This is a genomic window from Malaciobacter canalis (assembly GCF_008000835.1).
Classification (GTDB): domain Bacteria; phylum Campylobacterota; class Campylobacteria; order Campylobacterales; family Arcobacteraceae; genus Malaciobacter; species Malaciobacter canalis.
The window spans coordinates 1749848-1774504 of record NZ_CP042812.1; the positions used below are offsets into that span (position 1 = coordinate 1749848).

35 protein-coding genes are annotated in these 24657 nt (G+C 28.0%); 7 read left to right on the top strand and 28 right to left on the bottom strand.

Translation table 11 applies throughout. The features are described from left to right. Positions 1 to 36: 36 nt before the first annotated feature. On the bottom strand, positions 37 to 891 hold the full coding sequence (locus ACAN_RS08645) for a universal stress protein (protein ID WP_165773029.1): 855 nt from the start codon (positions 889 to 891) through the stop codon (positions 37 to 39). Between the two features lie 148 nt (positions 892 to 1039). Here ACAN_RS08645 and ACAN_RS08650 point away from each other — a divergent pair, with 148 nt between their 5' ends. Then, positions 1040 to 1756 carry a lysophospholipid acyltransferase family protein gene (locus ACAN_RS08650; protein WP_228150596.1) on the top strand — a complete coding sequence of 239 codons (717 nt, stop codon included), beginning with the start codon at positions 1040 to 1042 and terminating at the stop codon, positions 1754 to 1756. On the opposite strand, the gene ACAN_RS08655 is transcribed toward ACAN_RS08650, so the two are convergent. Both ACAN_RS08655 and ACAN_RS08660 read right to left on the bottom strand, forming a co-directional pair. After that, a complete protein-coding gene (locus tag ACAN_RS08655; RefSeq protein ID WP_099333458.1) occupies positions 1748 to 2458 on the bottom strand; it encodes an alpha/beta fold hydrolase in 711 nt (236 codons plus the stop codon). The genes ACAN_RS08650 and ACAN_RS08655 overlap by 9 nt on opposite strands. A 12-nt stretch (positions 2459 to 2470) precedes the next feature. Further along, on the bottom strand, positions 2471 to 2782 hold the full coding sequence (locus tag ACAN_RS08660; RefSeq protein ID WP_099333459.1) for a DUF6172 family protein: 312 nt from the start codon (positions 2780 to 2782) through the stop codon (positions 2471 to 2473). 119 nt (positions 2783 to 2901) lie between these two features. Between ACAN_RS08660 and ACAN_RS08665 the strand changes: the two genes are divergently transcribed. Continuing rightward, a complete protein-coding gene (locus ACAN_RS08665) occupies positions 2902 to 3186 on the top strand; it encodes a DUF3144 domain-containing protein (RefSeq protein ID WP_099333460.1) in 285 nt (94 codons plus the stop codon). 40 nt (positions 3187 to 3226) lie between these two features. On the opposite strand, the gene ACAN_RS08670 is transcribed toward ACAN_RS08665, so the two are convergent. Further along, on the bottom strand, positions 3227 to 3793 hold the full coding sequence (locus tag ACAN_RS08670; RefSeq protein WP_099333461.1) for a pentapeptide repeat-containing protein: 567 nt from the start codon (positions 3791 to 3793) through the stop codon (positions 3227 to 3229). Between the two features lie 50 nt (positions 3794 to 3843). Beyond that, positions 3844 to 3996, bottom strand: coding sequence for a hypothetical protein (locus ACAN_RS13995; protein ID WP_165773030.1), 153 nt, complete (start codon positions 3994 to 3996; stop codon positions 3844 to 3846). A 284-nt stretch (positions 3997 to 4280) separates the two neighbouring features. Here ACAN_RS13995 and ACAN_RS08675 point away from each other — a divergent pair, with 284 nt between their 5' ends. Further along, a complete protein-coding gene (locus ACAN_RS08675) occupies positions 4281 to 4499 on the top strand; it encodes a cold-shock protein (protein WP_099310231.1) in 219 nt (72 codons plus the stop codon). A gap of 41 nt (positions 4500 to 4540) precedes the next feature. Here ACAN_RS08675 and ACAN_RS08680 read toward each other — a convergent pair whose 3' ends face one another. The 18 genes from ACAN_RS08680 to ACAN_RS08765 form a co-directional block, all read right to left on the bottom strand. Then, positions 4541 to 5008, bottom strand: a complete 468-nt coding sequence (locus tag ACAN_RS08680) for an HAD family hydrolase (RefSeq protein WP_099333462.1) — start codon at positions 5006 to 5008, stop codon at positions 4541 to 4543. Next, positions 5005 to 5892: a DMT family transporter gene (locus ACAN_RS08685; protein ID WP_228150597.1), complete on the bottom strand. Its 888-nt coding sequence runs from the start codon at positions 5890 to 5892 to the stop codon at positions 5005 to 5007. The genes ACAN_RS08680 and ACAN_RS08685 overlap by 4 nt, the downstream gene beginning before the upstream one ends. A 6-nt stretch (positions 5893 to 5898) precedes the next feature. Further along, positions 5899 to 7128 carry a DEAD/DEAH box helicase gene (locus ACAN_RS08690; RefSeq protein WP_099333463.1) on the bottom strand — a complete coding sequence of 410 codons (1230 nt, stop codon included), beginning with the start codon at positions 7126 to 7128 and terminating at the stop codon, positions 5899 to 5901. Between the two features lie 19 nt (positions 7129 to 7147). Continuing rightward, positions 7148 to 7723: a pseudouridine synthase gene (locus ACAN_RS08695; protein ID WP_099333464.1), complete on the bottom strand. Its 576-nt coding sequence runs from the start codon at positions 7721 to 7723 to the stop codon at positions 7148 to 7150. A gap of 209 nt (positions 7724 to 7932) precedes the next feature. Continuing rightward, a complete protein-coding gene (locus tag ACAN_RS08700; protein WP_079580215.1) occupies positions 7933 to 8223 on the bottom strand; it encodes a YrhK family protein in 291 nt (96 codons plus the stop codon). 64 nt (positions 8224 to 8287) lie between these two features. Then, a complete protein-coding gene (locus tag ACAN_RS08705) occupies positions 8288 to 8812 on the bottom strand; it encodes a DUF7691 family protein (protein ID WP_099333465.1) in 525 nt (174 codons plus the stop codon). 136 nt (positions 8813 to 8948) lie between these two features. Next, entirely contained in the window at positions 8949 to 9527 is a 579-nt protein-coding gene (locus ACAN_RS08710) for a hypothetical protein (protein ID WP_099333466.1), read from the bottom strand. A 67-nt stretch (positions 9528 to 9594) separates the two neighbouring features. Next, positions 9595 to 10020: a hypothetical protein gene (locus ACAN_RS08715; RefSeq protein ID WP_099333467.1), complete on the bottom strand. Its 426-nt coding sequence runs from the start codon at positions 10018 to 10020 to the stop codon at positions 9595 to 9597. Between the two features lie 148 nt (positions 10021 to 10168). Next, positions 10169 to 10522, bottom strand: coding sequence for a hypothetical protein (locus ACAN_RS08720; protein ID WP_099333468.1), 354 nt, complete (start codon positions 10520 to 10522; stop codon positions 10169 to 10171). Beyond that, positions 10523 to 10870, bottom strand: a complete 348-nt coding sequence (locus tag ACAN_RS08725; RefSeq protein WP_099333469.1) for a hypothetical protein — start codon at positions 10868 to 10870, stop codon at positions 10523 to 10525. It lies immediately after the preceding gene. Between the two features lie 166 nt (positions 10871 to 11036). After that, positions 11037 to 11396, bottom strand: a complete 360-nt coding sequence (locus ACAN_RS08730) for a type II toxin-antitoxin system RelE/ParE family toxin (RefSeq protein WP_099333470.1) — start codon at positions 11394 to 11396, stop codon at positions 11037 to 11039. Positions 11397 to 11402: 6 nt separating this feature from the next. Then, on the bottom strand, positions 11403 to 11675 hold the full coding sequence (locus ACAN_RS08735; RefSeq protein ID WP_099333471.1) for a type II toxin-antitoxin system Phd/YefM family antitoxin: 273 nt from the start codon (positions 11673 to 11675) through the stop codon (positions 11403 to 11405). Positions 11676 to 11879: 204 nt separating this feature from the next. Beyond that, a complete protein-coding gene (locus ACAN_RS08740) occupies positions 11880 to 12191 on the bottom strand; it encodes a hypothetical protein (RefSeq protein ID WP_099333472.1) in 312 nt (103 codons plus the stop codon). 212 nt (positions 12192 to 12403) lie between these two features. Next, positions 12404 to 13087 (bottom strand): Imm43 family immunity protein, encoded by a 684-nt coding sequence (locus ACAN_RS08745; RefSeq protein ID WP_099333473.1) that lies wholly within the window; start codon positions 13085 to 13087, stop codon positions 12404 to 12406. Between the two features lie 284 nt (positions 13088 to 13371). Next, a complete protein-coding gene (locus ACAN_RS08750; RefSeq protein ID WP_099333474.1) occupies positions 13372 to 13785 on the bottom strand; it encodes a hypothetical protein in 414 nt (137 codons plus the stop codon). 71 nt (positions 13786 to 13856) lie between these two features. After that, positions 13857 to 14378, bottom strand: a complete 522-nt coding sequence (locus ACAN_RS08755) for a GNAT family N-acetyltransferase (protein ID WP_165773031.1) — start codon at positions 14376 to 14378, stop codon at positions 13857 to 13859. Between the two features lie 637 nt (positions 14379 to 15015). Further along, positions 15016 to 15459, bottom strand: coding sequence for an NUDIX hydrolase (locus tag ACAN_RS08760; protein ID WP_079577522.1), 444 nt, complete (start codon positions 15457 to 15459; stop codon positions 15016 to 15018). A gap of 124 nt (positions 15460 to 15583) precedes the next feature. Next, positions 15584 to 15991, bottom strand: a complete 408-nt coding sequence (locus tag ACAN_RS08765) for a hypothetical protein (protein ID WP_099333476.1) — start codon at positions 15989 to 15991, stop codon at positions 15584 to 15586. A gap of 272 nt (positions 15992 to 16263) precedes the next feature. Here ACAN_RS08765 and ACAN_RS08770 point away from each other — a divergent pair, with 272 nt between their 5' ends. Further along, a complete protein-coding gene (locus ACAN_RS08770) occupies positions 16264 to 16431 on the top strand; it encodes a phage integrase N-terminal SAM-like domain-containing protein (protein ID WP_099333477.1) in 168 nt (55 codons plus the stop codon). Between the two features lie 172 nt (positions 16432 to 16603). On the opposite strand, the gene guaA is transcribed toward ACAN_RS08770, so the two are convergent. The 4 genes from guaA to nadB form a co-directional block, all read right to left on the bottom strand. Next, on the bottom strand, positions 16604 to 18139 hold the full coding sequence (guaA, locus tag ACAN_RS08775) for a glutamine-hydrolyzing GMP synthase (RefSeq protein ID WP_099333478.1): 1536 nt from the start codon (positions 18137 to 18139) through the stop codon (positions 16604 to 16606). 110 nt (positions 18140 to 18249) lie between these two features. Further along, positions 18250 to 18438, bottom strand: coding sequence for a hypothetical protein (locus ACAN_RS08780; RefSeq protein ID WP_079577516.1), 189 nt, complete (start codon positions 18436 to 18438; stop codon positions 18250 to 18252). Positions 18439 to 18509: 71 nt separating this feature from the next. Beyond that, complete coding sequence (gene nhaD / locus ACAN_RS08785) at positions 18510 to 19892, bottom strand: sodium:proton antiporter NhaD (protein WP_079577515.1); 1383 nt, start codon at positions 19890 to 19892, stop codon at positions 18510 to 18512. A 52-nt stretch (positions 19893 to 19944) separates the two neighbouring features. After that, positions 19945 to 21402 (bottom strand): L-aspartate oxidase, encoded by a 1458-nt coding sequence (gene nadB, locus ACAN_RS08790; protein WP_079577514.1) that lies wholly within the window; start codon positions 21400 to 21402, stop codon positions 19945 to 19947. A 95-nt stretch (positions 21403 to 21497) separates the two neighbouring features. Here nadB and ACAN_RS08795 point away from each other — a divergent pair, with 95 nt between their 5' ends. Further along, complete coding sequence (locus ACAN_RS08795; RefSeq protein WP_099333479.1) at positions 21498 to 21914, top strand: DciA family protein; 417 nt, start codon at positions 21498 to 21500, stop codon at positions 21912 to 21914. On the opposite strand, the gene ACAN_RS08800 is transcribed toward ACAN_RS08795, so the two are convergent. Beyond that, positions 21898 to 22485 (bottom strand): M48 family metallopeptidase, encoded by a 588-nt coding sequence (locus tag ACAN_RS08800; RefSeq protein WP_079577512.1) that lies wholly within the window; start codon positions 22483 to 22485, stop codon positions 21898 to 21900. The genes ACAN_RS08795 and ACAN_RS08800 overlap by 17 nt on opposite strands. 93 nt (positions 22486 to 22578) lie before the next feature. Between ACAN_RS08800 and ACAN_RS08805 the strand changes: the two genes are divergently transcribed. Next, positions 22579 to 23748 carry a pyridoxal phosphate-dependent aminotransferase gene (locus ACAN_RS08805; RefSeq protein ID WP_099333480.1) on the top strand — a complete coding sequence of 390 codons (1170 nt, stop codon included), beginning with the start codon at positions 22579 to 22581 and terminating at the stop codon, positions 23746 to 23748. Position 23749: 1 nt separating this feature from the next. After that, entirely contained in the window at positions 23750 to 24634 is an 885-nt protein-coding gene (locus ACAN_RS08810) for a cation diffusion facilitator family transporter (protein ID WP_099333481.1), read from the top strand. Positions 24635 to 24657 lie beyond the last annotated feature (23 nt).

Sequence of the window (24657 nt, forward strand, 5' to 3'; positions counted from 1 at the left end):
ATTGTAGTCAATAATATGTTGATTTTTGCTTATGACTTATTTTGTAAGTGGAACGTAAACTAACACATCAGAAGAGACAGATTTCATCAAAAAAGAACTTTTAGAACCAAACAACATAGAACTTGCTGTTTTAACTCCTCTTGAACCTAATATAACTAGATCTTTATCTTCTTTGTTTGCATATGAAAGTAAAGCTTCATTATATGAACCTGACTTCTCTAAGACTTCAATATCATTTATACAAATATCTTTTTTAAACTTATCAATTTCTTTTTGTTTTTGTTTTTTAGCTTCTTTGATCAAAAAGTCAGTCTGGTCATTTATTTTATAAAAATCCAAGGCAAACTCACTTATTTTTTTAGAAGCATGTACAAGCTTTATATCCAAATCTTTAAAAAACTTTTGTGTAAATTTTATACTTTTTTTAGATACTTTAGATAAATCAGTAAAGGCAATTGCATTACTATACTTTTCTACAAACATATTTTTTACTATTAAGACAGGCAAATTACTTTTTTGTGCAATATTATGAGCATTTGAACCTAAAATTTTTGTTTTTAAATTCTCTTTTGAATATGCACCTATTATTATTAATTTTGCATCTAATTTTTTTGCTTCTTTTACAATAACAGTTGAGGGTGTTCCTTTTTTTACTATTAGTTTAAAAGGTTTATTTTCTTTATTTAGTTTTTTAATACTCTCTTTTAATTTTCTTTTTGTTTGAAGTACTATATCTTTTTTCTCTTTTAATTTATTTATCCAAGGAATATCAATGCAATGAACAATATGCAATACTATATCTTTGTTTGCAAAATCAAAAGCTCTTTTTAAAACCTCATTTGCCATGATTGAAGTATCAATAGCAACAACTACATTTTTCACTTTACTCATCTTATCCTCCATAAATTTCAATTCTAACTTAATTATACTCTTTTAGTATAAATAGATTATGAAAGGAAGGGCATTCTATAACTTTTGTATTTAAAATCAATCAAGTATTTAATACTAATCAAATTAAAAGTAAATTTATGATTTAATAATGAAAAAAATGAAAGGGATAGTTACAATTATTTTGAATCTAAAAAAAATAAAAATGGCAATATATGCTATGTACTTAACCAATAAGTATGGAATAAAGCTAAAAAAAACTAAAACTTCTAAAGAAAAAATGGATTTAAGATTAAATTATTCAGAAGAACTTCTATCAAAACTAAATATTAAAGTACAAATAGAAAATAAACAGAAAATCCCAACTCAAGGACAATACTTATTAATTTCAAATCATAGAAGTATAATTGACCCTTTAATAATAGAACAAACTTTAAAAGATAGTGATATAAAAGGATACTGGGTTGCAAAAAAAGAGTTATATAACTCATCATTTTTTGGAACATTTACAAGAAATGCTGGTACTATTTTACTTGATAGAGAATCAAATAATATGTCTTCTTTCTTTAAAAAGACAAAAGAAGTAGTAAAAAATAATCACTCAATATTTATTTTTCCTGAGGGTACTAGAAATAAAGAAAATACTCCAATTAGTAGTTTTAAAGAAGGCTCAAGAATAATTGCTCTTAAGAATAGACTTGATATTTTGCCTGTTTATATAAAATCAAATGCAAATGATGTTTTAAAAGAAGCAATTGAAAAAAGAACAGAAAATTTAATTATTGAAATTAAAATAGGAGATATTATTAGCTATAAAGATAAAACTTCACTTGAAGAAAATTACAAAAAGCAGTTTAGTTTAGATTAATCTGCTTTTCATCCACTCTTTTATATATTTTGTTAAAGTTAAAGGATCCTCTAAAGGAATATTATGACTTGTGCCATCCCTTAATATGACTTTTATATGTTCCAAATTCATTTGCTCTAATTTTTCAATAGATTCATGATTTAAAAGTCTATCTTTTTTACTAAAAAAATAATAAATCAAAAAATTCAAATTTTTCAACTCTTTATGTAAATCTTTTCTATAAAAAGTACTTGTAAGCTGAGAAGTAAACTCATGTTCACCAAGCTTTGTAAACATATCAATCATAATATTGATTAACTCTTTGTCGTTTTTGTTTTTTTCTTCTACTAAAGATAGTGCTTTTTCATAAGAGAGTGTAGAAAAACCTTTTTTTTCTATTTGAAGAAGTTTTTGTTTTCTTCTTTTTATTTCTATTTCATTTGTGCCACTTGGTGTTCCAGCAACTATAAAAAGCCTATTTATGAAACTTGGATTTTTAATTGCAAAATATGTTGCAATATATCCTCCAAGAGAAAAACCCAAAAGATTTACTTTTTTTTCACTTTCAAATTTCTTTTTTAAAAACTCGTTCATTTTATCAAAATCTGTAATTGCAGGAATAGGAATATGAATTAACTCATACTCTTTTAATAAAGGAGTAATTCTTTGCCAAAGTCTTTCATCTGTCATAAGCCCAGGAATTAAATAAATCTTCTCTTTCATAAACAAAACTCTTTATTCTGTTTCAGTCTCTTCATTATTCTCTTTTTTTTCTTTATAACCATTTGTTGCAATAATCTCTAAATATAAAGTTTTTGCTTTTTTAATAGAAGCTTCATCAATTGCTTTTGTGATTTCTAAAAAATCAATCTCTTTTACTTCTTCATCATCAATTGCACTTTTACATTCAAACTTCCAAAAGTCAACACCCTCAGGCAAAGTTTTTCTTTTTTCTCTTTTAATATACTTTCTAACTTCATGCTTTATTGCTTCTAAAACTCTATCAGGATGCTTTTTTTCATCTTCTAATTTAAATACTTTTTTCATAGTTTCTCTTTGCTTAAATTTATCAATCATTTAATTAATATTTTTGTATTTTATCTAAATTTTGAACTATTTAAGTTAATTTTGCTAAAATCCACAAAAATAAACTAAGGATAATAATCATGAATAATAAAGAAGCATTTGTACAAAGAGCTGATGAACACATAATCTTAGCAAATAATCAAATGAGTGAAAAGATGATAACTCCAGGAGAAGCTAGTGCTTCATTTATGTATGGATTAGCAAGATTCAATGCATGGGTTGCAGCAACGGATTTTGATTCTGCACAAGATATGAAAGATGCTAAAGAAGAGATTATAGAGTACTTTACAAAAGAGTATAAAAATCTATTGGCACAACATATAGATGAGCATATTGATTCATTTGATTTTTCAAATAAAAAGTAAATAATATCCCAATTTGGGATATTTTACCCTCTATCAAATCTCATTTAATTTTTATAGGTAACAAACTTAAAAAACTCAATACTTCAGGAAGTGAAAACTCAGCTTTTTCTATACTATTTTGAGTAGGATCTATTAAGTAATTTTTTGAAGTTTGAAAATTTGCTTTATTTAAGTTGTTTTTATAAAAAGTTGTAAGTTCTAAATCACATCTTTCAAAAACAGCTTTTTCAAGATTGCATTCTTCAAACCCACTATCTTTAATGATTGAATCAACAAATTTCATTTTCTTTAAGTCAAGTAAATGAAAAGAGTTTTGAGAAATATTACAAGAAATAAAACTTATATCAAAAGGCTCTTCACAATTGCTCCAAGAAATACCAATAAGTTTAGACTTTTTAAAAGTTACATCATTAAAAGTAGAAGATTTTAAAATACAAAGAGATAAGTCACAACTAACAAATATACACTCTGTAAACTTGCAGTTGCTAATAGTAGCACTTGAAAAAGTACAGTTAATAAAAGTACAGTTATCAAAATAAATAGAGTTTAACTCTTTTGCTTTATAATCTTTAAACTCTTCTTCCCAATAATCATTGCTATCAAACATTATTCTCTTTTTTATTTGAATTTTATCATTTTTAAAATAAAACTATAAAACTACTTTTTCTCTTCTGTACTTTCTATCTCTTCATTATTTTCTACATTTTCTGGATTATTTTTAGCTTGTTTCTTCTTAAGCTTCTCTTCTTTCTTTTTTTGTTTTTCTATCTCTCTTGCTCTTTTTTCATAGTTGTAATTTTTTTTCGCCATTTGCTTCCTTTGTTTTTTCATTTAATACTATTCAAAATAAATATTATCTTAAATGTCTATTCAGTATAACAAAGCTAAATAAATTTCAAATTAATCTATTTTTATTGAAATTTAAGTTTATTTTAAGATTATAAATGAAAAATTCATGTATACTGTTACCAACAAAAGATGGTTCGAGTTACATCTTTAGTCTGCGTTATATTGACAACTTATAGTTACAGTACAATCAATCTAAAAGAATTTCTCATATTATACTTTTAACACAAAACAACAAAGGAATTACAATGGCAACATTAGTAAACGGAACTGTAAAATGGTTCAATAGTGAAAAAGGTTTCGGTTTTATCGAACAAAAAGACGGCGGGAAAGATGTATTTGTACACTATAGTCAAATCAACACTAATGGATATGATAGAGCATCATTAAATGATGGTCAAGAAGTAACTTTTGAGTTAGGTGAAGGACAAAAAGGTCCTCAAGCAGAAAACGTTACAGGTCTATAAGACTTTTTAAGTAGCATTTTTTGCTACTTAATATCTTACTTTTAATTTCTCAATGTGGCTATTAGCCTATTTTTATCATTTAAAAACCCAAAAACATCCAAAATTGATTTTACTAAAATATCAGAGTTTAACAATGTCTGTGTACATATACCCTCATCTTGCAAAATTGCAATACCTAAAATAGCCTCTTTTAACATCAATTTATCATTTCTTCCATTGCCAACACACAAAGCAGTATTTGAACCTAGTTCTTTTATAAACTTTTCTTTACTTATATCTTGTGAAGATTTTTCTATCTTAATAATTTTGCAATTTACTGACTTAAGCTCTTGCTCAACACTTCCATAAGTATCAGCAGTAATCACAAAAAAATTAAAATCATTTGAAAGTTCATTTATATTCTCTTTAACACCATCAATTAGTTTACCATCAATAGCAATCGTACCATTATAATCAAATACAATATTTTTAATCTCTATTTCTTGCTTTCCAGGAATATTTACTTTCATTTTTTACCTTTTTTACTAACTAAAATTCCACCTATTACAATAAGAATAATACCTAAAAATGTATATATATCAGGTAATGAATCACCTAACATAACTCCAAAACCAATAGCAAAAGGTATATTTGTATAACTTATCACACCAATAATACTAGCCTTACTTAAGCTATATGCCCTAGTTAAAAACCATTGTGAAGCAGTAGAGATAATTGCCATAAAAAATATAAGTAACCAAATATAAATATCAGTATAAATTTTAAATTCAACATATGAACTAAATAAAAAAAATCCAATTGGAATAATTATACCAACTCCCATAAAAGAAAGCATAATAACCCTTGCATCATAAATATCTTTGATTTTTTTTATAGTCGCATAAGCAGCAGCAGAGAAAAAACCTCCTAATACACCCATAATATGTTCAATTGATATTTCAACACCAAAAGGTTTCATAATAAATACAATTCCTAAAAAACCAATAATCAATGCAAAAAATGTATTAAGACCAATAGACTCTTTCATTAAATAATAAGCAAGAATAGTTACAAAAAAAGGTGATGTTTTATTTAGTACAACAGCTTCACCCAAAGGAATAGTTCCAATTGTATAAAAAAATAAAAGCATAGCTAAACTACCAAAAAAACCTCGTAAAAAAAGCAAGTGCAGTTTAGACTTATCTATTAAAACATTTACCTTTTTGAAACTATATAAAAGTATCAAAATTCCTAAGAAATTCCTATAAAATACTATCTCAATTGGATGCATACTATCAGATAATACTTTAGCTACTGCTCCATTTAGTGCTGAAATCAAAGCACTTAAAAGCATAAAAAGTACACCTTTATCTATCAATTTTATTTTTTGTAATATACTGTTTTTTTCACTCATATAGTTTTATTTAAGTCCTTGCTCTCTTAATTTATCTTTTTTACTTTTTCTTTTACCTTTAACAGGTTTGCTTCCTTTTTGCTTTGCACTTTTACTACTTTTAAACTCAAATCCCTCAATTTGCTCTTTTTTTATATCTAACTCATTTCTTTTTTCTATAAGTTTAAAATGATCTAAATTTTCATCATCTAAAAATGATATGGCAACTCCACTTTTTCCAGCTCTTGCTGTTCTTCCTATACGATGAATATAAGTTTGTGTGCTTCTTGGCAAATCATAATTAATAACACAATCAATATCTTCTATATGCAATCCTCTTGAAGCTATATCAGTTGAAAACAAAATATTAATCTTTTTATTTTTAAACTCATCAAGAGTATAAATTCTCTCTTCTTGTGTCAAATCACCATGAAATGAATCAGCTTCTAAACCATACTTTCTAAATTTTGCGGCTATGTTATCAGCTGCTCTTTTACTTGCCATAAATACTAATACTGATTTAAACTGATTTTGCTTTATTACTTGTCTTAATAATGCACTTTTATTCTCTTTATTTACCAAAATAGCTCTTTGTGTTATTTGCTCTACATATGATTTTGTATTTTCTATTTTTACATTTGTAGCTTTTGTAGTTATTTTTGAAGCAATATCTAGTACTTTTGGTGAATATGTCGCAGAAAACATAAGGTTTTGTCTTTGTTTTGCAATCACACTTAAAATAACATCAAGCTCTTCAGCAAAACCAAAATCCAACATTTTATCTGCTTCATCAAGTATGAAATATTCAATTTGTGATAAATCTATCTGTTTTTTATCAATAATATCAATTAATCTTCCAGAAGTTGCGACTACAATATCACACCCTTTTTGTATCTTTAAAAGTTGTTCACCAATTTTTTCTCCACCAATAACAGGAACTATTAAAGGTGTGTGTTTGAAAAATGAACTCATTGTTGAAAAAGTCTGTGCAACTTGTAAAGTAAGCTCTCTAGTAGGCGTTAAAACTAAAACCTTAATTTTTGATTTTTTAGATGTTATTTCATCTTTTAAAAGTTCTAATACAGGAATAACAAAACTAGCTGTTTTACCGCTTCCTGTTTGAGCTTGTGCTAAGACATCAACACCTTTTTTTACAAGAGGAATCACCTTTTCTTGTATTGGTGTTGGAGAAATATAACTATTTTTTTCTAATGCTTTATTAAGTTCTTGAGATAAAGTAAATACTTTAAATGACACATAATTTCCTTTTTGTTTCTTATAAATTTTTCATTAATACTTTTTCTTCTTTTATAGAAAGAAAACGCCATTCACCACTTTTAATATCAAGCTTAAAATCACCAATACTTACTCTACTTAAACTTAAAACCTTCAATGAAGTTTTAAATTTTGGGTCTTTTAAACTTCCAAAAAGTCTACGAATATGACGATTTTTACCCTCATCTATTTTTACTCTAAGTTTGGTTTTTGCTTTAGCCATACCTATCTTTTCTACATCTAAAGCTTTCAATAATCCATAAGGACTCTCTACACCTTTTATAGTTTTTAGAATATGCTCATGTGTTACATGACCTCTAACCCAAATCTCATAAACCTTAATACAATTTTTAGGTTTAGTCAATAAATTACCAATCTTTCCATCTCTTGTAAATAGCAAAAGCCCCTTTGATTCTAAATCAAGACGACCTATAGGCATCCAACCATCAGAAAAAACCCAATCAGGTAAAAGATCATAAACAGTTTTTCGTCCAAGATCATCAGATCGCGTAACAATATAACCTTTTGGTTTATTAAGTGCTAGTAGTTTTTTTGAATCATCTAGTTCTATATTCATTAGAATATTCCTTAATATTTTTAATAACTAATTAATAAAATAATGTTGGAATATCTATGAATTGAAAGATTCTTTTATTTAAAAATATCTACAAAAGTAAAATTTAAAAAATTAACATATTTAAAATTTATTATTAATATAATATTATATATTTAAAACTCTTAAATTAATGAAATATCTAATAGTATATTAGTGTATAATAGCTTATTTTAATTTTTATTATAGTTTTTATTATAATTTTTATTATAAATTTGAGCTACATGAATCAAACTTATTAATTTTATTAGAGGTTTTATGATTAATTGTGCACTACCTACTATAAATAGCCAAGTACCACTTTGCATAAGAGAATCATTTAAAAAGAAAAAACTACCTATTAAAAACCAAATTGCTATTAATAAATCATTTAGCGCACCCATTGCTTCATAACGACGCCAAATAACAATATGATGATTTCCAATATCTAAATCCAACTCTCTATTTTTTTTATAAAAAATCATAAAATACCTCCATAAAATATATTATATTATATGAAAAAGTCTAATATGAAGATAATAATAAAAATCAATATGCGAAAAACACTAAATCTTTCTTATTTTCTTTTGCAAAATCAAAAATATTGTTAACCTCATCCATATAATAATCTTCATTTGCATAAGATGGCTTAGTTAAAAATATCTCTCTTAGCTTTTCTAAATCTTCATAAGCAATACTATAATAATCTGCACCCTCAAAATCTTTATCTGCTGGAATTTGTAAAAAAGCTGTTCTTGGTGTATCATCAATAGCATCTTCTAAATAACACATAAACTCTTCATGCTCAATCAACTCTCCATATTTTTGGCAAAACAGCTCATATAAAGAGTTGTAAATCCAAACATTATCATCTTCACCATAAGGCTTAGCATTTACTATTAAATCTAACCTACTCTCAAAATCACTAGGATTTACATCAAAATCCTCTGCTAACTCTTCAATCTCATCACAAAATTCACTCATAAAATCACTAATAAAATCTTTGTCTTTACAAGCATATATCTCTTTAATCTTTTTTCTATCTACTGCATACGCAATAACTTCACTACTCATTTAATATCCTAAAATTAAGTTAAATATTTATCTTTTTATTATACAACTTTTTAATTTAAACTCTTTGTATGTAATATTTGGATTTAGTTTATAATCAGTATTCAAACTGTGTTTTTTTTAAAATAGTTTTATATTATTATGCCAACTTGTGAAATGCAATTACATCACAAATGCCATTATTTTCTATAACTGGATTGGATAATTCACTAATAGCAAAAAACTCACTAAGCTTTTTTTGGGCTATTTCAAGATTTTGTATACTTGGAGAAATTATATCAGAGGGTATAAATATATTCTCAAAACTTAAAGTAGTTTCAATAATAAACTCTTGATTTAAATCTTCATAACCACAATAATCAAACAATACTACTCCCTTAAATTTAGCATTGATATTATCTTTATCAAATGAACTAAAACTTATCTTACTAATATCAACTGGCACATGCTGGCTATCAAGATAAATAGACCCATCAATATACCCATCTTCAGGATTTAAAGCAAACTCAATCTCTTTATTTTCTATATCCAAAAAAGAATTAAACTTCATCTTAATAAAATCAAGCTGGATACACGTATCTTCAAATTCACTTTGAAATTGGAACTCTTCTAAATCTATTCTAATTGATAAAAAAAGAGATAAAGGTAAATTTATATTCTCATTTTCAAATAAAAAAGCATTTATTTTTCCACCAATAGGGCATAATTTTATTGCCATTCTTTCTCCTTTTTATATGATACAAAGTATTAGAGTATAAGGGTCAGTTGATAATAATATTATAATTCTATTTTGCTAATAATGCTTTCATTAATTGAGCTGTATTTTCTAATTCACCATAGCCGTTATCTTTTATCCAGTTATCAATGAATTCTTTTCTATGAGCAAGTTCTCTCTCTTTGTAAGCTGTTGCTTCTGCTTTTACATCCCAGTTTCCATTTTCATCTAAAAATGAATCTTGTGCATAAACACCTTCTAATGTAATTTTAGTAGGTATTCTATTGTTATTTTCATCAAAAGTAAACCCATCAAGTTGAACATATTTAGAAGAAGGAGGAGTATAAGCTTCAGTACTTATAACATTCATTATATCATTAAAGTCTTCTAATTCTTTAGGTTTATTAACTTTTAGATTAATTGGTTCTTTAGTGCTAATTTTAGTAGTGAAAAAACCAACATTAAAGCTATCTACTATATCATTAATCTCAGACATGAAAAGTTCCTTACACCAATATACTAAAGTATATCCAATAAACTTTAATTTTTTTTAAATTTAGTATTATATAAATAATGTTTTTTGACAACTTTACAGTAATAAGTAGACAACACAAAAAGTTATCGTTATCATTTGACCCTATTTGCTATTTTTCTATTTTTTCGATCAAAACTTGAAAATCCCAAGCTTTTGGCTGAATGGGAAAAGAATAAACTTTACCTGGCTCTTCTTCTGCTTCCACTTTTAGTTTCCTGCCATCAGTGAGCGTCAGACAATACTCTAAACCAGCAGTATCAATATCTTCTAAATACCCTAATTCTGGATGATAAATAGACAATATTTTACAATTAACATTCACAATAGGGATACCTGAAATAAATCCACTGTGTATTTCTAAAGGATTGCTATCTTGAATACAACTAAGGGCAGTAACTTCTCCAACTTTAAGAGCTGGATCCAATTCATACCAATAAAATCGATATTTACAAAGCTTCTGCATTTATTCAGCATCATCGAAATCATAAAGATTTTTGGGATTTATTAAACTTAAAATTTCAATTATTGTATTGCTGAATGATTCATAATAATCATCATTATCAGCCACTGAAAATATTTTCCCTTCAATGCGTCTTTTTAAACGTGCTATTTCTAACAAATATTTTTCTTCAAACTCTTCTTCAACCATCGAAGTAGAGTCAGCAAGTAGTTGCTCTAATGCATCTCGCTCACCTAGATCTGTGTTATTACCTTCCCACGGACATATATCATTATCTAAAAGAAAGGATAATTTCCACTTTATTATTGTGCTTAATGTTATTGCTGAAGCTAATCTTTTATTGTCATTCATCTACAAACCTCAAGAAAATATAACTCTTTATTGAATAAAAATTATATAAATAAAGTACTTAAATCTACTTATTTATTATATTTTTCTAAGAGGTCTAAGGGGCAGGTGATAACAATAATCCTAAATCTATCCCTCCTATTTTCAAATAATCATAGTAAGAGTATTTTTAATAAATATCCTGTTCGGTGCTAGTTTTGTTATCATTTTTAATTAATCGTTGAAATAAAATATCTTCTAAATTTCTACTTGAATCTACCATTAATAAAATATATGCTTTTTCATTTTCAATTTTATATATTACTCTCCATCTTTGATAGATAACTTCTATATACTTTAAAATTCCAATTTGCTGAAGTTCTGGTACAATTCTCTTTTTCTGGGGAAAGTAATATAAATTATTACACTCTTCTTTTATAGCAAAAAATATTTTTTTTGCTGTTTCTATACTATCTGTTTTAATATATTCAATAATTGATTCCAAATCAAATTCAGCACTTTTTGTCCAGATGACTTCAAAGCTTTTCATTGAAAATTATCCAAAGAGTTTTTTTTCTAAATTATTAAACATATCTTCTTGACGAATAATACGATTGTTTTCAATATCATTCTCACTTTGAACAATTAACTTTAACAAATTTAATGAATTTTGCATATTTTCATAGCTCTTAATATCTTGAATAACTGCTTTAGCCTCACCATTTTGTGTGATAATAATTGATCGTTGATTTTCATTTACATTGTTTATTACATCAGCTGTCTTCGATTTTAAATAGCTAATTGGTTTTATATCTTGACTTAAATGCATAAGTGCAACCTTTTTAAGATATCGTTTTAACATAGTACTATATTTGAATTTAATTTAGTATTAAATGTTTTTTGTTAATAATTATTTTGATAAATTTTATAATACTATTATAAATTTTTTACTATTCTGCTATTAAGTTATCGTTATCAACTGACCCTACTTTTTCGCCTGACCCTACTTTTCGAAGTCAATTGGAACGTCTTGTTATATTTTATTCGCATATAAATCATGTAATTGCTGACATCCTTTCCCAGATATCTTTATCCCTGAACAAGACGACTCAATTGGTGTAGAGTTATGGCTATGAACACCATCTATAAGTTCAAATACTGTGAAAAGCGCGTTATCTAGGCTTTCTTGTAAAATCTCACGCAGAAGTCTTTTTTCTTCAACAGACAAGCTATTTAGCCATTTCTGAGCGGATTTGCTAACCCCAACATTATCACCTTCTGCCCAATCCAGCGAAAAATCTCTTGCTTGCTCTTTCACCAAAATTAAGAATTCTTCTGCATTCACGATTAATCTCCAAAATATAACTATTTGACTTAAGCACTTAAGCCACTCGTATAACAATAACCCTAAACCTAATTTACCAACTAAGCCCTATTTTCAAATAATTATAGCAAAAGTATTTTTACAAACTTTTTTATTAATAATTACTTGATTATATTTTCTTATCGTTATCACCTGACTCTACTTTCTCGTTATCACCTGACCCTACTTTTAGCTTAACAGGGCATTATTCTTTTTTTCTTAATAATCAAACTTGAAGCATCAACTCCCCAATCTTTACAGTACTCTTTAAATGCCTCTTGTAACGGTACTAACTTTATTCCTTTAGCGTTTAAAGTAATTAATTCATTGGCTAGTTCTTCATCGACAACTAAGTTCCCTTGAATTCCTTTAATACTACTTTGTAACTCAAAGCAATCATAATTATTTGCATTTTCTGTCAATACTATTTCACCGGTAGGGATAACCATGTTCATTTTTCCACGTTCAAATTCTGACTTCTCCTTATCGAACACTACCAAGTGATCATATCTATCATCTCTAACTCTTTGTGTTATCCTTTCAAAGAAGATATGGTAAAAGTCTTTTTCTATTTTCTCTCCTTGCATCCACACACTGATTTTTCTTTGTATGGAATCAGCCAGTCTATATTTATTAATTACATCTAATATTCTCTTACTTACAATATGCCCATCATGCATAGTATAGTCGAAATGTAATGGTACTATATCATCAAAGTTCCAATATATATCACAAGAGCTTGAGTTTAATTTATATACGCTAATGTCTGAAGCTCCCACAGGCAATCTAGTTCCAGCGCTTGATTGAAAGACACCACTGATAAAACCAGTGTAGAAATCTGATGAACGATCAATCATAATCATAAAATATTTTTTCATTAAATTAGTCTCCCTTTACGGTTCTTGGGCACATCTTCTCCATAGCTTATTTTTGTGGTTCATGCCATTCTGGGATAATATGCTCATATTGTGTAATTCCAAAACCACATATAACACATCCAAAACCACATTGTTTTCTTATTTTTCGTTTTATTGTATTTGATATGTACCTAGATAAGCCATATTGATTAGTTTACTGTGCTATAAATGTTCCTTTCTATAGATAACGTTTGAGTTGAGAAATATTTGACCCTGCGGTTCAAATATTTCTCTCTAATGTTTTGTTAGACATACTTCTTTGATTCCAATACGATTTTATCAATAAATAGTCCATATGCTGTATAAAACATTTTTATATCTTCTTCTGTTAAATTGATTTTATCATCTAATGTTATTGTTTTTTGCGTTACTTCTTGAAAAACTTTTAAAAAATCTTGATAATCTTTATTTAAATCTGGAAAATAAAATCTAATAGTCATTCCTAATTTAGCTCCAATCCCATCAAGTGAGCCTTTGTATTTTAATGGCTTTAATGATTCTTGAGAAACTTTATCCATTAAGATGAAAATCTCTTCAAGTTTTTCTCTTTTAAAATCTTTAGTTTTAATTTTATTTTTACTTTGTTCAAGTAAAAAATCTTTTCCTATTGCTGATAAAAAACCAATTAAACCACCAATTCCAAGTGTTAATAAATCCATTTTATTCCTTTGTATAACGTTTAAAATGAGCCAATGAATTGCCCGCAGGGTAATTTATTGGCTCTGATTTGTTAGATATTGTACTGGTTCATTTCATATTGATGGTATTTTGTTCCCATAGCTGTATTTTCACCAGTTTTTACAAAACCGTTTTTTTCATAAAATTCACCTAATCCATTAACATATTCTTTTTCTTCTACTTTTATTCTTAGCGTACCTTTTTTAGACAAACGTTTTAATATTTCAGAACCAATACCTTGTCTTTGAAAGGTGTCATCTACATAAAGATAGCGTAGCATCCTGGATTTTTCGAGTAAAGCAAATGCAACATTTTTGTTTTTTTCTTTAAAAATAAATAAGTTATGTTCAAAATTGCAAATATCCTTCCATAGTATGTATTTTTTAACTGCCCATTCCCACTTCGTTGGATGCATGACATTCTCATCTAAAAAAAATAAGTCTTTTATATTTTCTTGCATAAATGTTTTTATATTAGGGATTACTGCTTGTGCATTCGAACTTACTTTATGAATATTTCCTGCAAAAAACTCAGAAACATCTTTGTATTCAGACAAAGAATTTATTTTTGACATTTTGATTCCCATAAATATTTTCCTCTTTGTTAGATGATTTAAAACTATTCAGTTGTCTTATGTGGGCACTTAACACTTAAGGGGTAACACTTAACACTTAAGGGGTCAGGTGATAACAATAACCCTAAACCTAATTTGCCAACTGAGCCCTATTTTCAAATAATTATAGCAAAAGTATTTTTACAAACTTTTTTATTAATAATTATTTGATTATATTTTCTAATGCAATTATAAATTTTTCTATTCTACTATTAAGTTATCGTTATCACCTGACCCCTATTCTTTGTAAGCTAACGTTTGATTTCACCAATATAAGCCTCGCGTGCGGGGCTTATATTGGTGTGCAAAGATTTGTTATATTTTTGCCCGTGTAGTTTAGTTGCCTAGAACTCAATCTAAACAACTAATATATTTATTTCTTCGGAGGACAATTGCCTCTACCGCCACCGGAAGGATTTCCAGTTGTGCTTGGTCCATTAGGTGGTGTACATCCGCCTTTTCCCATGTAAGACTCCTTTATGAAATTTGCAACTGCTAAACAGTTACATCATCTATCATCCATTAATGACACATGATATAACGTTTAAAATGAGCCGATGAATTGCCCGCAGGGTAATTTATTGGCTCCACTGATTTGTTATGATTTAGTTCTTTCATTAGCTATTTCCTGCATTAAAATAGGATTTGAAAAATCCATTTCTTTATCTAAAGCTAAAGGAATTAGCCATTGTAAGTTCGGAATAATATTTTTTGGTAAGTTATTCACTTTTACTATATGAACTTCTTCTTTTTCAATAGTCCTGACATCAAAAGCAAGGTCAGAATGAGCATAATATAGGTCCAAATGATAAAATCCGGGACGATGAATATGTGAAAATTGAACCCACTCTTCAGCGTTTATAACAACTCCTGTCTCCTCTTTAAATTCCCTGGACATAGCATCGCAAGACTTTTCATTTTCTTCTATTTTTCCACCCACGCCATTAAACAATCCTCGTTGCCATTTCGGATTTAGCTTTTTTATTAAAACAACATGATTAGAATCTCTTGTAAATAGAAAACCGGTTACATAGTGTTTCACATAATTTCCTTTGAATCATAACGTTTGAACTAAGTGGACGAGGGTATCTGGTCACTTGACTATTTGAATTTTACTTTAAAGCTTAAACTATCGCAAGTATACCCTCGTTCACTTCTGAGATTTGTTATACATAATATTTGTTTTTACAAATTTTACAGTACCAATTCTCAGAACCCCATTCACTTGCTCGAACATGTGTCAAATGAATAAATTTCGTATCATTTTCATAACAGACTGCACAAAATGGTGTTTTGTCATCTTCTATCCAATACATTTTCCCATCATATGTAGTTTTTTCTTTTTTGCTCAATTGTTCTTCTAATTCAAATATTTTTTGATCTTTGTCCCGTTGTAACACTTGCATATCAGATAGTTCTATTTTAATATCAGCTAGAGCACTAATCAAATCTGCCATTTTTAATTTAACTTCAGCTTCTTTTAGAGAAGACGAACTATCTTTTACTAATTTAGCAATATCTGTTGCCGTTTTAACATTTGAAATTATTGTACTAATTGTTCCTAAATCAGTCATTTACTTTTCCTTGTATAACTATTTATTGAATGTACATTATATAAATAAAGTACTTAAATCTACTTATTTATTATATATTTCCCAAAAAGCTTAATTGAAGGATATTTATAAAAAATATATTACAATATGCAATAATTTTTATCTATATTTTTATTATAAGTTATAATTTTTTTGTTTATTTTATATCGATACATAGAACTTTAATATACATAATGTATGTTAAAAGTAAAAAATAAACCTTTAACAACACTTATATTATTTAGGAGTAAAAAATGGGTAAAAAATTACTTGATATAATGAGGGACAAAATAAGAGTAAAACATTATAGTATAAAAACAGAAAATGTATATATTTATTGGGTAAAGAAATATATATTATTTCATAATAAACGACATCCTAATACTATGGGTAAAAAAGAGATTGAAGAATATTTAACTTAATTTAGCAAAAAATCAAAATGTATCTCCTACTACTTAGAATCAAGTTAAAAGATAGTGCTTTATTTTCAAATAAAGCGATAGATTTTGTTTAGATTGCACTAGATTTAGATGAAGATGTACTAAAGTACCTCAAATCTAAATCTAGTGCAAGATGAATAAAAGCTATTCGCTTTTATTCCCACTCAATAGTTGCAGGTGGTTTAGATGAAATATCATAAACAACTCTGTTGATTCCATCAACTTCATTGATGATTCTTCTTGAAATTGTTTCTAAGATATCATGTGGAATATGTGCAAATGTTGCTGTCATTCCATCTGTTGCTTCTACTATTCTTACACAAACAGTATTATCATAAGTTCTATTATCACCCATAACACCTACTGATTTTACATTTAGTAAAACTGTAAATGCTTGCCATGTTTTGTCATAATATCCTGATGATCTTAAAACATCTAGCATAATAACATCTGCTTTTCTTAATATCTCTAAATCAGGTTTATTTACATCACCCATAATTCTAATAGCAAGTCCTGGCCCAGGAAATGGATGTCTTCCAATCATATCTTTTGGAAGTCCAAGCTCCAATCCTAATATTCTAACTTCATCTTTAAAGATTTCTCTTAAAGGTTCAATTAGTTCAAATGTCATCCAATCTGGAAGTCCACCAACATTGTGGTGAGATTTGATTGTTTTTGATGGTCCTTTAACTGATACTGATTCAATTACATCTGTATAAAGTGTACCTTGTGCTAAAAACTCTATTCCATCATGTTTTTTTGCTTCTTGGTCAAATACTTCAATAAAAGTTTCACCGATTACTTTTCTTTTTGTTTCAGGATCAGTTACACCCTCAAGTTTTTTCAAGAAAACATCAGTTGCATCAACTGTGATTAAGTCAATTCCTCTTGTACTAAACATAGCTTCTACTTGTTCTCTTTCATTGGCTCTTAAAAGTCCATGATCAACAAACACAGGAATAAGCTGATCTCCTATAGCTTCTGCTAAAAGTGTTGCAACAACAGAAGAATCAACTCCTCCACTTACACCACAAAGTACTTTTTTATCTCCTACTTTATCTTGAATCTTTTTAATTTGCTCTTTTGCAAAAGATCCCATATTCCAAGTAGAGTCACAACCACATATATGTTTTGCAAAGTTCTTAAGTAGTTTTGCACCCTCTTTTGAATGATATACCTCAGGATGAAATTGAAATGCATATACAAGTCTATTCATATCTGCAATAGCTGCATATGGAGAGTTTTCACTAGTTGCGATTTTTTCAAATCCTTCTGGAATTTTTTCTACTCTATCTCCATGTGACATCCAAACTATTTGACCATCAGTTGTATCTTTGAAGATATCACTCTCTTTTTCAAATTTCAGTTGCGCTTTTCCATATTCGTGATGATCTGCTGGAATTACACTTCCTCCAAAATGTTGAGAAATTAACTGCATTCCATAACAAATACCTAAAATAGGAAGACCTAAATTAAAAATCTCTTCATCTGGATGATAAGCATCTTTACCATAAACAGATGCTGGTCCACCACTTAAAATTATTCCTTTAGGAGTTCTAGCCTTAATATCTTCGATATTTTCATTAAATGGAACAATTTCACTATATACTCCAGACTCTCTTAGTTTTCTAGCAATGATTTGAGTATATTGACTACCAAAATCCAATACAACAATTGGTACATGTTTCATATATTATTTTCCTTAATTGATTTTAACACTTGGAGTGATTAATATTACTTTTTATTTTAGTTGTTATGATAGCTAAAAAGTAGTAAATTTTTAGTTAATCATAAAATAGTTTAAGAATTTTCTTTTTCTTGAAGATTTGTTTTCCCACACTTTGGACAAGGATTTCCTTTATCACTATAGCAAGAATAACAAAATTTTGTATCACAAGTTTCACAACTATATTTACAATGCTTACATACAAAAGTATTAGTTCTTTTTATTTTTTTATTCTTTTTTTTATTAAATAGCCATCCAAACATAAACAAACCTTTGTATATAAAAAAAGCCACTAAGAAAAACTTAGTGGCTTTTTTTGTTTTATCAAAATAATCTAATGCCCTATTCCTAAAACTTGATATTGTAAATACCATACTCCAATAGAAGCAAAATATCCCAATACAATTGTCCAAGCATATTTCATATGAGATCCAAATGTATAAATCCCATGTAATTTTCCCATAACACCAACACCAGCAGCACTACCAAATGAAATCATAGAACCACCAATACCAGCTGTTAATGTTACTAGCATCCATTGATCAAGTCCCATCTCTGGACTAGCTTTTAATACAGCTGACATTACTGGAATATTATCAACAATTGCAGATAAGAACCCAACACCAATATTTGACCATGTTGGTCCTAATACTGATGGATCATAAACAACTGCTGCTAAGGCTAACCATCCTAAGAAATACAATCCTCCAACAGCTGCTAAAATACCAAAGAAAAATAACAGTGTGTTATTTTCAATTTTTGCAATTGAGTCAAAAATATTAAAGTGATCTTTTCCATATTTTCTATTAAGCCCATAAGAATAAACTTTAAGTAAAGCAAGACCAAACATCATACCCCACATAGCAGGTAAATGTAGTACTTGATGCGATATTACAGCACAAACAATTGTAAATATTCCAAGTCCCATTATAGTTTTTGCACCATCACCAAGTTCAGGTCTTTTCTCTTTTGTAGCATCAAAAGCTGGAACTTCATTTGGAACAAATCTAGATAATAAAAATGCAGTTATTAAATAACCAACAATTGCAGACGGAAATAAAAATAAGAAATCAGAAAATGCACCTTTTTTTGCTGTCCATGCCATAAGTGTAGTAATATCACCAAAAGGAGACCAAGCACCACCAGCATTTGCTGCAACTACAATATTTATTGCCCCAGGAACCAAGAAATCTTTTCTATTTTTTTCAATAGTAATTAATACAGTTGATAAAATCAATGCAGTTGTTAAGTTATCTGCAATTGGAGATAAGAAAAATGCGATAAAACCAGTAGCCCAAAAAAGTTTTCTATAAGTAAAACCTTTTGAAACTAAGTTATATTTTAATCTATCAAATACATTCATATGAATCAAAGATTCAATATAAGTCATTGCAACAAATAAGAAAAAGAAAATCTCTGCGATTTCTAAAATCAAGTGTTGCGCTTGTGTATGAACCAAGTCCATATTTAAGTCATTAAGTGCATAATAAATAGCAATTAAAATAAAAATAAAAGTCCCTATAAATAAAGCAGGTTTTGCCTTATCAATATGATACTTCTCTTCTGCTGCAACAAAATAATATCCAATCACAAATATTATTAGTGATGCAAACCCAATCCATGTCATTGTTAAATCAGGTATTTGTGTTGTACTAGCTGAACTTGATGCAAATGCAGCTAATGAACAAAATATCATTGATAACATAATCTTTAACATTAATTCTCCTCGATGTTATATAATTTAATTTTATAGTTTTATTATAAACTTATTATTTATCTTCTTCTAAAAAGTGAGCCCCTAAAGACTCTTTTCTATTCACAGCTGCTTGAAGTATTGATTGTGCAGTTAATAACCTCAATCTTAAAAGTCTTCCAACATCTTGTTGTAAAAACTTTTGAACTTCACTTAAAGCATATTCTAAATTACTCTGTTTTCTTACAATTGCAGCATTTTCCCACATAAGTTTTCTTAGTGAATTTTTAATATCTTTATCAATTTGATTATTTCTTGTGTAAGATAATATCTTTTTATTATAATCTTTATATGATATTTTAAAATTATTTTTCAAACTGTGTTCAACGGCAATTTTTGAAAATACAATACCCTCCAATAAAGAGTTTGAAGCAAGTCTATTTGCTCCATGAACTCCTGTACAAGCTGCTTCACCTACTACATAAAGGTTTTTCATGTTAGTTATTTTTGCATTTGAATCAGTAGGAATTCCGCCCATAGTATAATGAAAAGCAGGTGAAATTGGAACTCTTTCAAAAGGTAACTCAAAACCTATGTCTTTTAAGTTTGCATAAATGTTTGGAAATCTTTTTATAAAGAACTCTTTTTCAAAGTTTTCAAATGATAAAAATACTTTTTTTCTATTTTTTTTAGCATAATCAAATATAGCACGGCTAACTACATCTCTTGGAGCTAGCTCACCATCTTCATGATAATCAAAGACGAATCTTTTTCCATCTTCATCTACAATATGTGCACCCTCTCCTCTTAAAGCTTCACTTAAAAGTGGCTTTCTAGCAAAATGTGTACCTTTTACAACAGTTGGATGAAACTGTATCATTTCCATATCTTTTAATTGTATACCTTTTTCTAAACAAATACCTTGTACTTCTCCTGCAATTGTAGTTGAGTTAGTATGATATTTATACAAAGAACCAACACCACCACTTGCAATGATTGTATTGTGTGCATATACAACTTTCTCTTCTGTTTCATTTATAAAAAATTGTGCCCCATAACAGACATCATTTTCTATTAATAAATCAGAAACAACAGCTTCTGTTAGTATTTCATGAGCAAACTGCTCAATTAAAAACATATGTATCATTCTACCAGTAGCATCACCATCTGCATGTAAAATTCTACTTCTAGAGTGAGCTGCTTCTTTAGTAAAAGCTAACTCTCCTTTAGAATTTAAGTCAAACTTCAAACCAGCATCAATTAAATCATGTATTGCGCTCAATGAGTTCTTACTAAGTATTTCAACAGCATTTTTATCATTATAATTAACACCTGCTGTTAAAGTATCTTTGATATGAAGGGGGATATCTTTATCATCAACGGCTGTGGCTACTCCACCTTGAGCCCAAAAAGTATTACAATCCCAAGGGGATTTTTTACATACTAGTAATACTTTTTTATCTTTTGGAATTAACCTTGCTGCATTTAATCCAGCAACACCAGAACCTATAATTAAATAGTCATATACTTGCATTATTTTTTAGCTTCTATTTTATTATCATCATAAACGGGATTGGCTTTATATCCGCATCCATTTAAAGCTAATAAAAAAACTGCTATAATAGCAATATGAAAAAAGTTTCTACAATTCTTAATCATCTTAAACAAAATCCTGAATTCAGGAAAATCAATACCAATGAAGCTATGCAAAGGTTAATTAGTGTATTACCTTTGAAACTAAAAAAGGGTATAAAGTTTACTTACATAAAAAATGAAACCTTATACTTTGTATTAACTCATCCTGTTTATAAAATGGAATTCGAGTATAACAAAGCTTTAATAAATTCACTATTAAGTAGTGCGCATATGACCAATATTAATGATATAAAATTTTTTGTAACAAATAAAAGAGAAAAAAAACAAGAAGAAAATATTGTATATGAAAAGTATGATGAAAGGTCTTATGGTATATTTAGAAACAGCATAAAAGACCCAAAACTTCATAGAATATTTGAAGAGATTAGAGAGCTTATAAAAAGCTCTTAAGTAACTCTTCTCTTCTTTTATAATCTTCACAATAAACTTTCACAAAATCCCAAAAATTTCTAGAATGATTTTTATGTTTAATATGTGCTAATTCATGAATTACTATATACTCTATTACTTCAAGGGGAAATTTCACAAGTAATATATTGAAATTAATTTCGTTTTTATAATTGCATGAGCCCCATGTTCTCTTATTTTTTCTATATTTAATCAATGTAGGGAAAAGATTCATTTCATTTGAATACTTTTCAACAATAGGTGGAATTAATCTTTTTGCTTCTTCTTTATAAAAACTATTTAAATCTCTACTATCAAGATTTTTATGTTTTACTCCTAAGTAATAAAATTCATCTTCATCTAGCCTATTTAAAGATAATCTTTCAATATTTTTTTCTATCCAATTTAACTTTTTTTCTATTAGATTTTTTGCATCATCTATGCTAAAGTATCTATTTGCTCTAATTTGTAACACTTCACTACTTAAAATTCGTAAATAACAGTGTTTCATGCCAACTCTTTTTTCTAATTTAACTGTTATTGGCTTATTGTTAACTTTAATTTTAAATTCCAAACGCTTCCTTAAGCTAGTATTCGATAAAATCTTTTTTATTATATTACCCGTATAATATTAACATAATGAAAATTATTTAGAGGAAAAAAGCTAATGAAAATTGCCCAGAGAATGGAGAAATTATCTCCGTCAGTTACAATGGCTATTACTGCTTTAGGGAGAGAACTAAAAGCACAAGGTAGAGACATTTTAAGTTTTAGTGCAGGGGAACCTGATTTTGATACTCCAGATATTATTAAAAAAGCTGCTATAAAAGCTATAAATGATGGAAAGACGAAATACACGTCTGTTGAGGGTATCACAGAGACTAAACAAGCAATAATAAACAAGCTAAAAAGAGACCATGGTCTTGAGTATAAATTAGAGCATATTGTTATTAGTAATGGAGCGAAGCATTCACTATTTAATCTTTTTCAATCACTAATTAACAAAGGTGATGAAGTAATTATTCCAGCTCCTTGTTGGGTAACTTATCCAGAACAAGTTAAATTTTCTGATGGAGTTCCTGTATTTATTGAAACTGATGATTCAACAAAATTTAAAATTACTGCTGAGCAATTAAAAAAAGCAATTACGCCAAAAACAAAAGCATTACTTTTAAATTCACCATCAAACCCAACTGGTGCTGTTTATTCTAAAAAAGAGTTAGAAGAGATAGGAAAAGTACTTAAGGGAACTGATATAATTGTATTATCAGATGAAATGTATGAAAAAATCATTTATGATGGTAGTGAGTTTACTGCTGCTGCACAAGTAAGTGAAGATATGTTTGAAAGAACAGTTACAATAAATGGACTAAGTAAAGCTGTTGCTATGACTGGATGGAGATTTGGATATATTGCAACACCTAAAATAAAAATAGTTAAAGCAATGATAAAATTTCAAGGTCAAGTAACATCAAATGTTAATACTATGACACAATACGCAGCTATTCCTGCACTTGAGGGTAAAGCTGATAAAAGTATTGCTACAATGAGAGACAAATTTGAAGAAAGAAGAGATATTGCAGTAAAAGCTTTTAATGCAATAAAAGGTGTATCATGTGTTGTACCTAAAGGTTCATTTTATCTATTTGTTAATATCAAAGAAGTAACAGATAATTCTATAAAATTTTGTGAACAACTTCTTGAAGAAGAAGGTGTTGCAGTAGTTCCAGGAGTTGCTTTTGGAGCCGAGGGATACTTTAGATTCTCTTTTGCTACTGATTTAGAAAGTATAGAAAAAGGTATAAAAAGAATCAAAAAATTTATCGAAAAATATTAAGATGACTCTTCAAAAAAAGGCTACGCTTATATCTTCAAGCGTAGCTGCTCTTTTAACACTAATCAAACTAATTATTGGTATTGCAAGTGGTTCAGTTGCTGTTTTAGCTTCAGCTGTTGATTCTGTTTTAGATATGTTTGTATCAATATTTAATTATTTTGCTATTTCAAATGCTGAAAAACCTGCTGATAAAACATTTAATTATGGAAGAGGAAAAATAGAAGCCTTAGCTTCTGTAATTGAGGGTACAATTATCACCTTATCTGGTATATTCTTGCTTTATCAAGCAATAAAAAAAGCCTACACAAATGAAATCTCACAATATTTAAATATATCACTAACTGTTATGATTATTTCACTTATAATTACAATATCATTGGTTCTATATTTAAATTTTGTAGCAAAAAAAACAAACAATATGGTAATAAAAGCAGATGCATTACACTATAAAACTGATGTATATACAAATGTTGCTGTATTAGTATCACTGGTTTTAGTAAATCTTACAGGCTATGAAATAGTTGATGCTATTGTTGGTGGATGTATAGCACTTTTTATTATATACTCAGCTTTTGAACTGATAAAAGATGGAGTTTTAATACTTCTTGATAGAGCAGTTGATGATGAAATAGTAAAAGGCATAGAAAATATAATCAGAACAACTCAAAAAGTAAATACGTATCATTTATTAAAAACAAGAGAAGCAGGCAGTCAAACCTTTGTTGAAGTACATTTAGTATTTGATTGTTTAATTACTCTTATGGATGCACATAGAGCTTCTGATAAAATTGAAGAACAAATAAAAAAACTTGATGAAAAAAGAGATTGGCTTATAAATATTCATATGGATCCATATGATGACTCACAAATAAATAAAGAAAAATAACTAAAATAAACATCTATTAAGTT

Bases quoted from the DNA above. Each gene is read 5' to 3' on its own strand.
- ACAN_RS08645 (WP_165773029.1), bottom strand. From the start codon at position 891: ATGAGTAAAGTGAAAAATGTAGTTGTTGCTATTGATACTTCAATCATG.
- ACAN_RS08650 (WP_228150596.1), top strand. From the start codon at position 1,040: ATGAAAAAAATGAAAGGGATAGTTACAATTATTTTGAATCTAAAAAAA.
- ACAN_RS08655 (WP_099333458.1), bottom strand. From the start codon at position 2,458: ATGAAAGAGAAGATTTATTTAATTCCTGGGCTTATGACAGATGAAAGA.
- ACAN_RS08660 (WP_099333459.1), bottom strand. From the start codon at position 2,782: ATGAAAAAAGTATTTAAATTAGAAGATGAAAAAAAGCATCCTGATAGA.
- ACAN_RS08665 (WP_099333460.1), top strand. From the start codon at position 2,902: ATGAATAATAAAGAAGCATTTGTACAAAGAGCTGATGAACACATAATC.
- ACAN_RS08670 (WP_099333461.1), bottom strand. From the start codon at position 3,793: ATGTTTGATAGCAATGATTATTGGGAAGAAGAGTTTAAAGATTATAAA.
- ACAN_RS13995 (WP_165773030.1), bottom strand. From the start codon at position 3,996: ATGGCGAAAAAAAATTACAACTATGAAAAAAGAGCAAGAGAGATAGAA.
- ACAN_RS08675 (WP_099310231.1), top strand. From the start codon at position 4,281: ATGGCAACATTAGTAAACGGAACTGTAAAATGGTTCAATAGTGAAAAA.
- ACAN_RS08680 (WP_099333462.1), bottom strand. From the start codon at position 5,008: ATGAAAGTAAATATTCCTGGAAAGCAAGAAATAGAGATTAAAAATATT.
- ACAN_RS08685 (WP_228150597.1), bottom strand. From the start codon at position 5,892: ATGAGTGAAAAAAACAGTATATTACAAAAAATAAAATTGATAGATAAA.
- ACAN_RS08695 (WP_099333464.1), bottom strand. From the start codon at position 7,723: ATGAATATAGAACTAGATGATTCAAAAAAACTACTAGCACTTAATAAA.
- ACAN_RS08700 (WP_079580215.1), bottom strand. From the start codon at position 8,223: ATGATTTTTTATAAAAAAAATAGAGAGTTGGATTTAGATATTGGAAAT.
- ACAN_RS08705 (WP_099333465.1), bottom strand. From the start codon at position 8,812: ATGAGTAGTGAAGTTATTGCGTATGCAGTAGATAGAAAAAAGATTAAA.
- ACAN_RS08710 (WP_099333466.1), bottom strand. From the start codon at position 9,527: ATGGCAATAAAATTATGCCCTATTGGTGGAAAAATAAATGCTTTTTTA.
- ACAN_RS08715 (WP_099333467.1), bottom strand. From the start codon at position 10,020: ATGTCTGAGATTAATGATATAGTAGATAGCTTTAATGTTGGTTTTTTC.
- ACAN_RS08720 (WP_099333468.1), bottom strand. From the start codon at position 10,522: ATGCAGAAGCTTTGTAAATATCGATTTTATTGGTATGAATTGGATCCA.
- ACAN_RS08725 (WP_099333469.1), bottom strand. From the start codon at position 10,870: ATGAATGACAATAAAAGATTAGCTTCAGCAATAACATTAAGCACAATA.
- ACAN_RS08730 (WP_099333470.1), bottom strand. From the start codon at position 11,396: ATGAAAAGCTTTGAAGTCATCTGGACAAAAAGTGCTGAATTTGATTTG.
- ACAN_RS08735 (WP_099333471.1), bottom strand. From the start codon at position 11,675: ATGCATTTAAGTCAAGATATAAAACCAATTAGCTATTTAAAATCGAAG.
- ACAN_RS08745 (WP_099333473.1), bottom strand. From the start codon at position 13,087: ATGAAAAAATATTTTATGATTATGATTGATCGTTCATCAGATTTCTAC.
- ACAN_RS08750 (WP_099333474.1), bottom strand. From the start codon at position 13,785: ATGGATTTATTAACACTTGGAATTGGTGGTTTAATTGGTTTTTTATCA.
- ACAN_RS08755 (WP_165773031.1), bottom strand. From the start codon at position 14,378: ATGTCAAAAATAAATTCTTTGTCTGAATACAAAGATGTTTCTGAGTTT.
- ACAN_RS08765 (WP_099333476.1), bottom strand. From the start codon at position 15,991: ATGACTGATTTAGGAACAATTAGTACAATAATTTCAAATGTTAAAACG.
- ACAN_RS08770 (WP_099333477.1), top strand. From the start codon at position 16,264: ATGGGTAAAAAATTACTTGATATAATGAGGGACAAAATAAGAGTAAAA.
- guaA (WP_099333478.1), bottom strand. From the start codon at position 18,139: ATGAAACATGTACCAATTGTTGTATTGGATTTTGGTAGTCAATATACT.
- ACAN_RS08780 (WP_079577516.1), bottom strand. From the start codon at position 18,438: ATGTTTGGATGGCTATTTAATAAAAAAAAGAATAAAAAAATAAAAAGA.
- nhaD (WP_079577515.1), bottom strand. From the start codon at position 19,892: ATGTTAAAGATTATGTTATCAATGATATTTTGTTCATTAGCTGCATTT.
- nadB (WP_079577514.1), bottom strand. From the start codon at position 21,402: ATGCAAGTATATGACTATTTAATTATAGGTTCTGGTGTTGCTGGATTA.
- ACAN_RS08795 (WP_099333479.1), top strand. From the start codon at position 21,498: ATGAAAAAAGTTTCTACAATTCTTAATCATCTTAAACAAAATCCTGAA.
- ACAN_RS08805 (WP_099333480.1), top strand. From the start codon at position 22,579: ATGAAAATTGCCCAGAGAATGGAGAAATTATCTCCGTCAGTTACAATG.
- ACAN_RS08810 (WP_099333481.1), top strand. From the start codon at position 23,750: ATGACTCTTCAAAAAAAGGCTACGCTTATATCTTCAAGCGTAGCTGCT.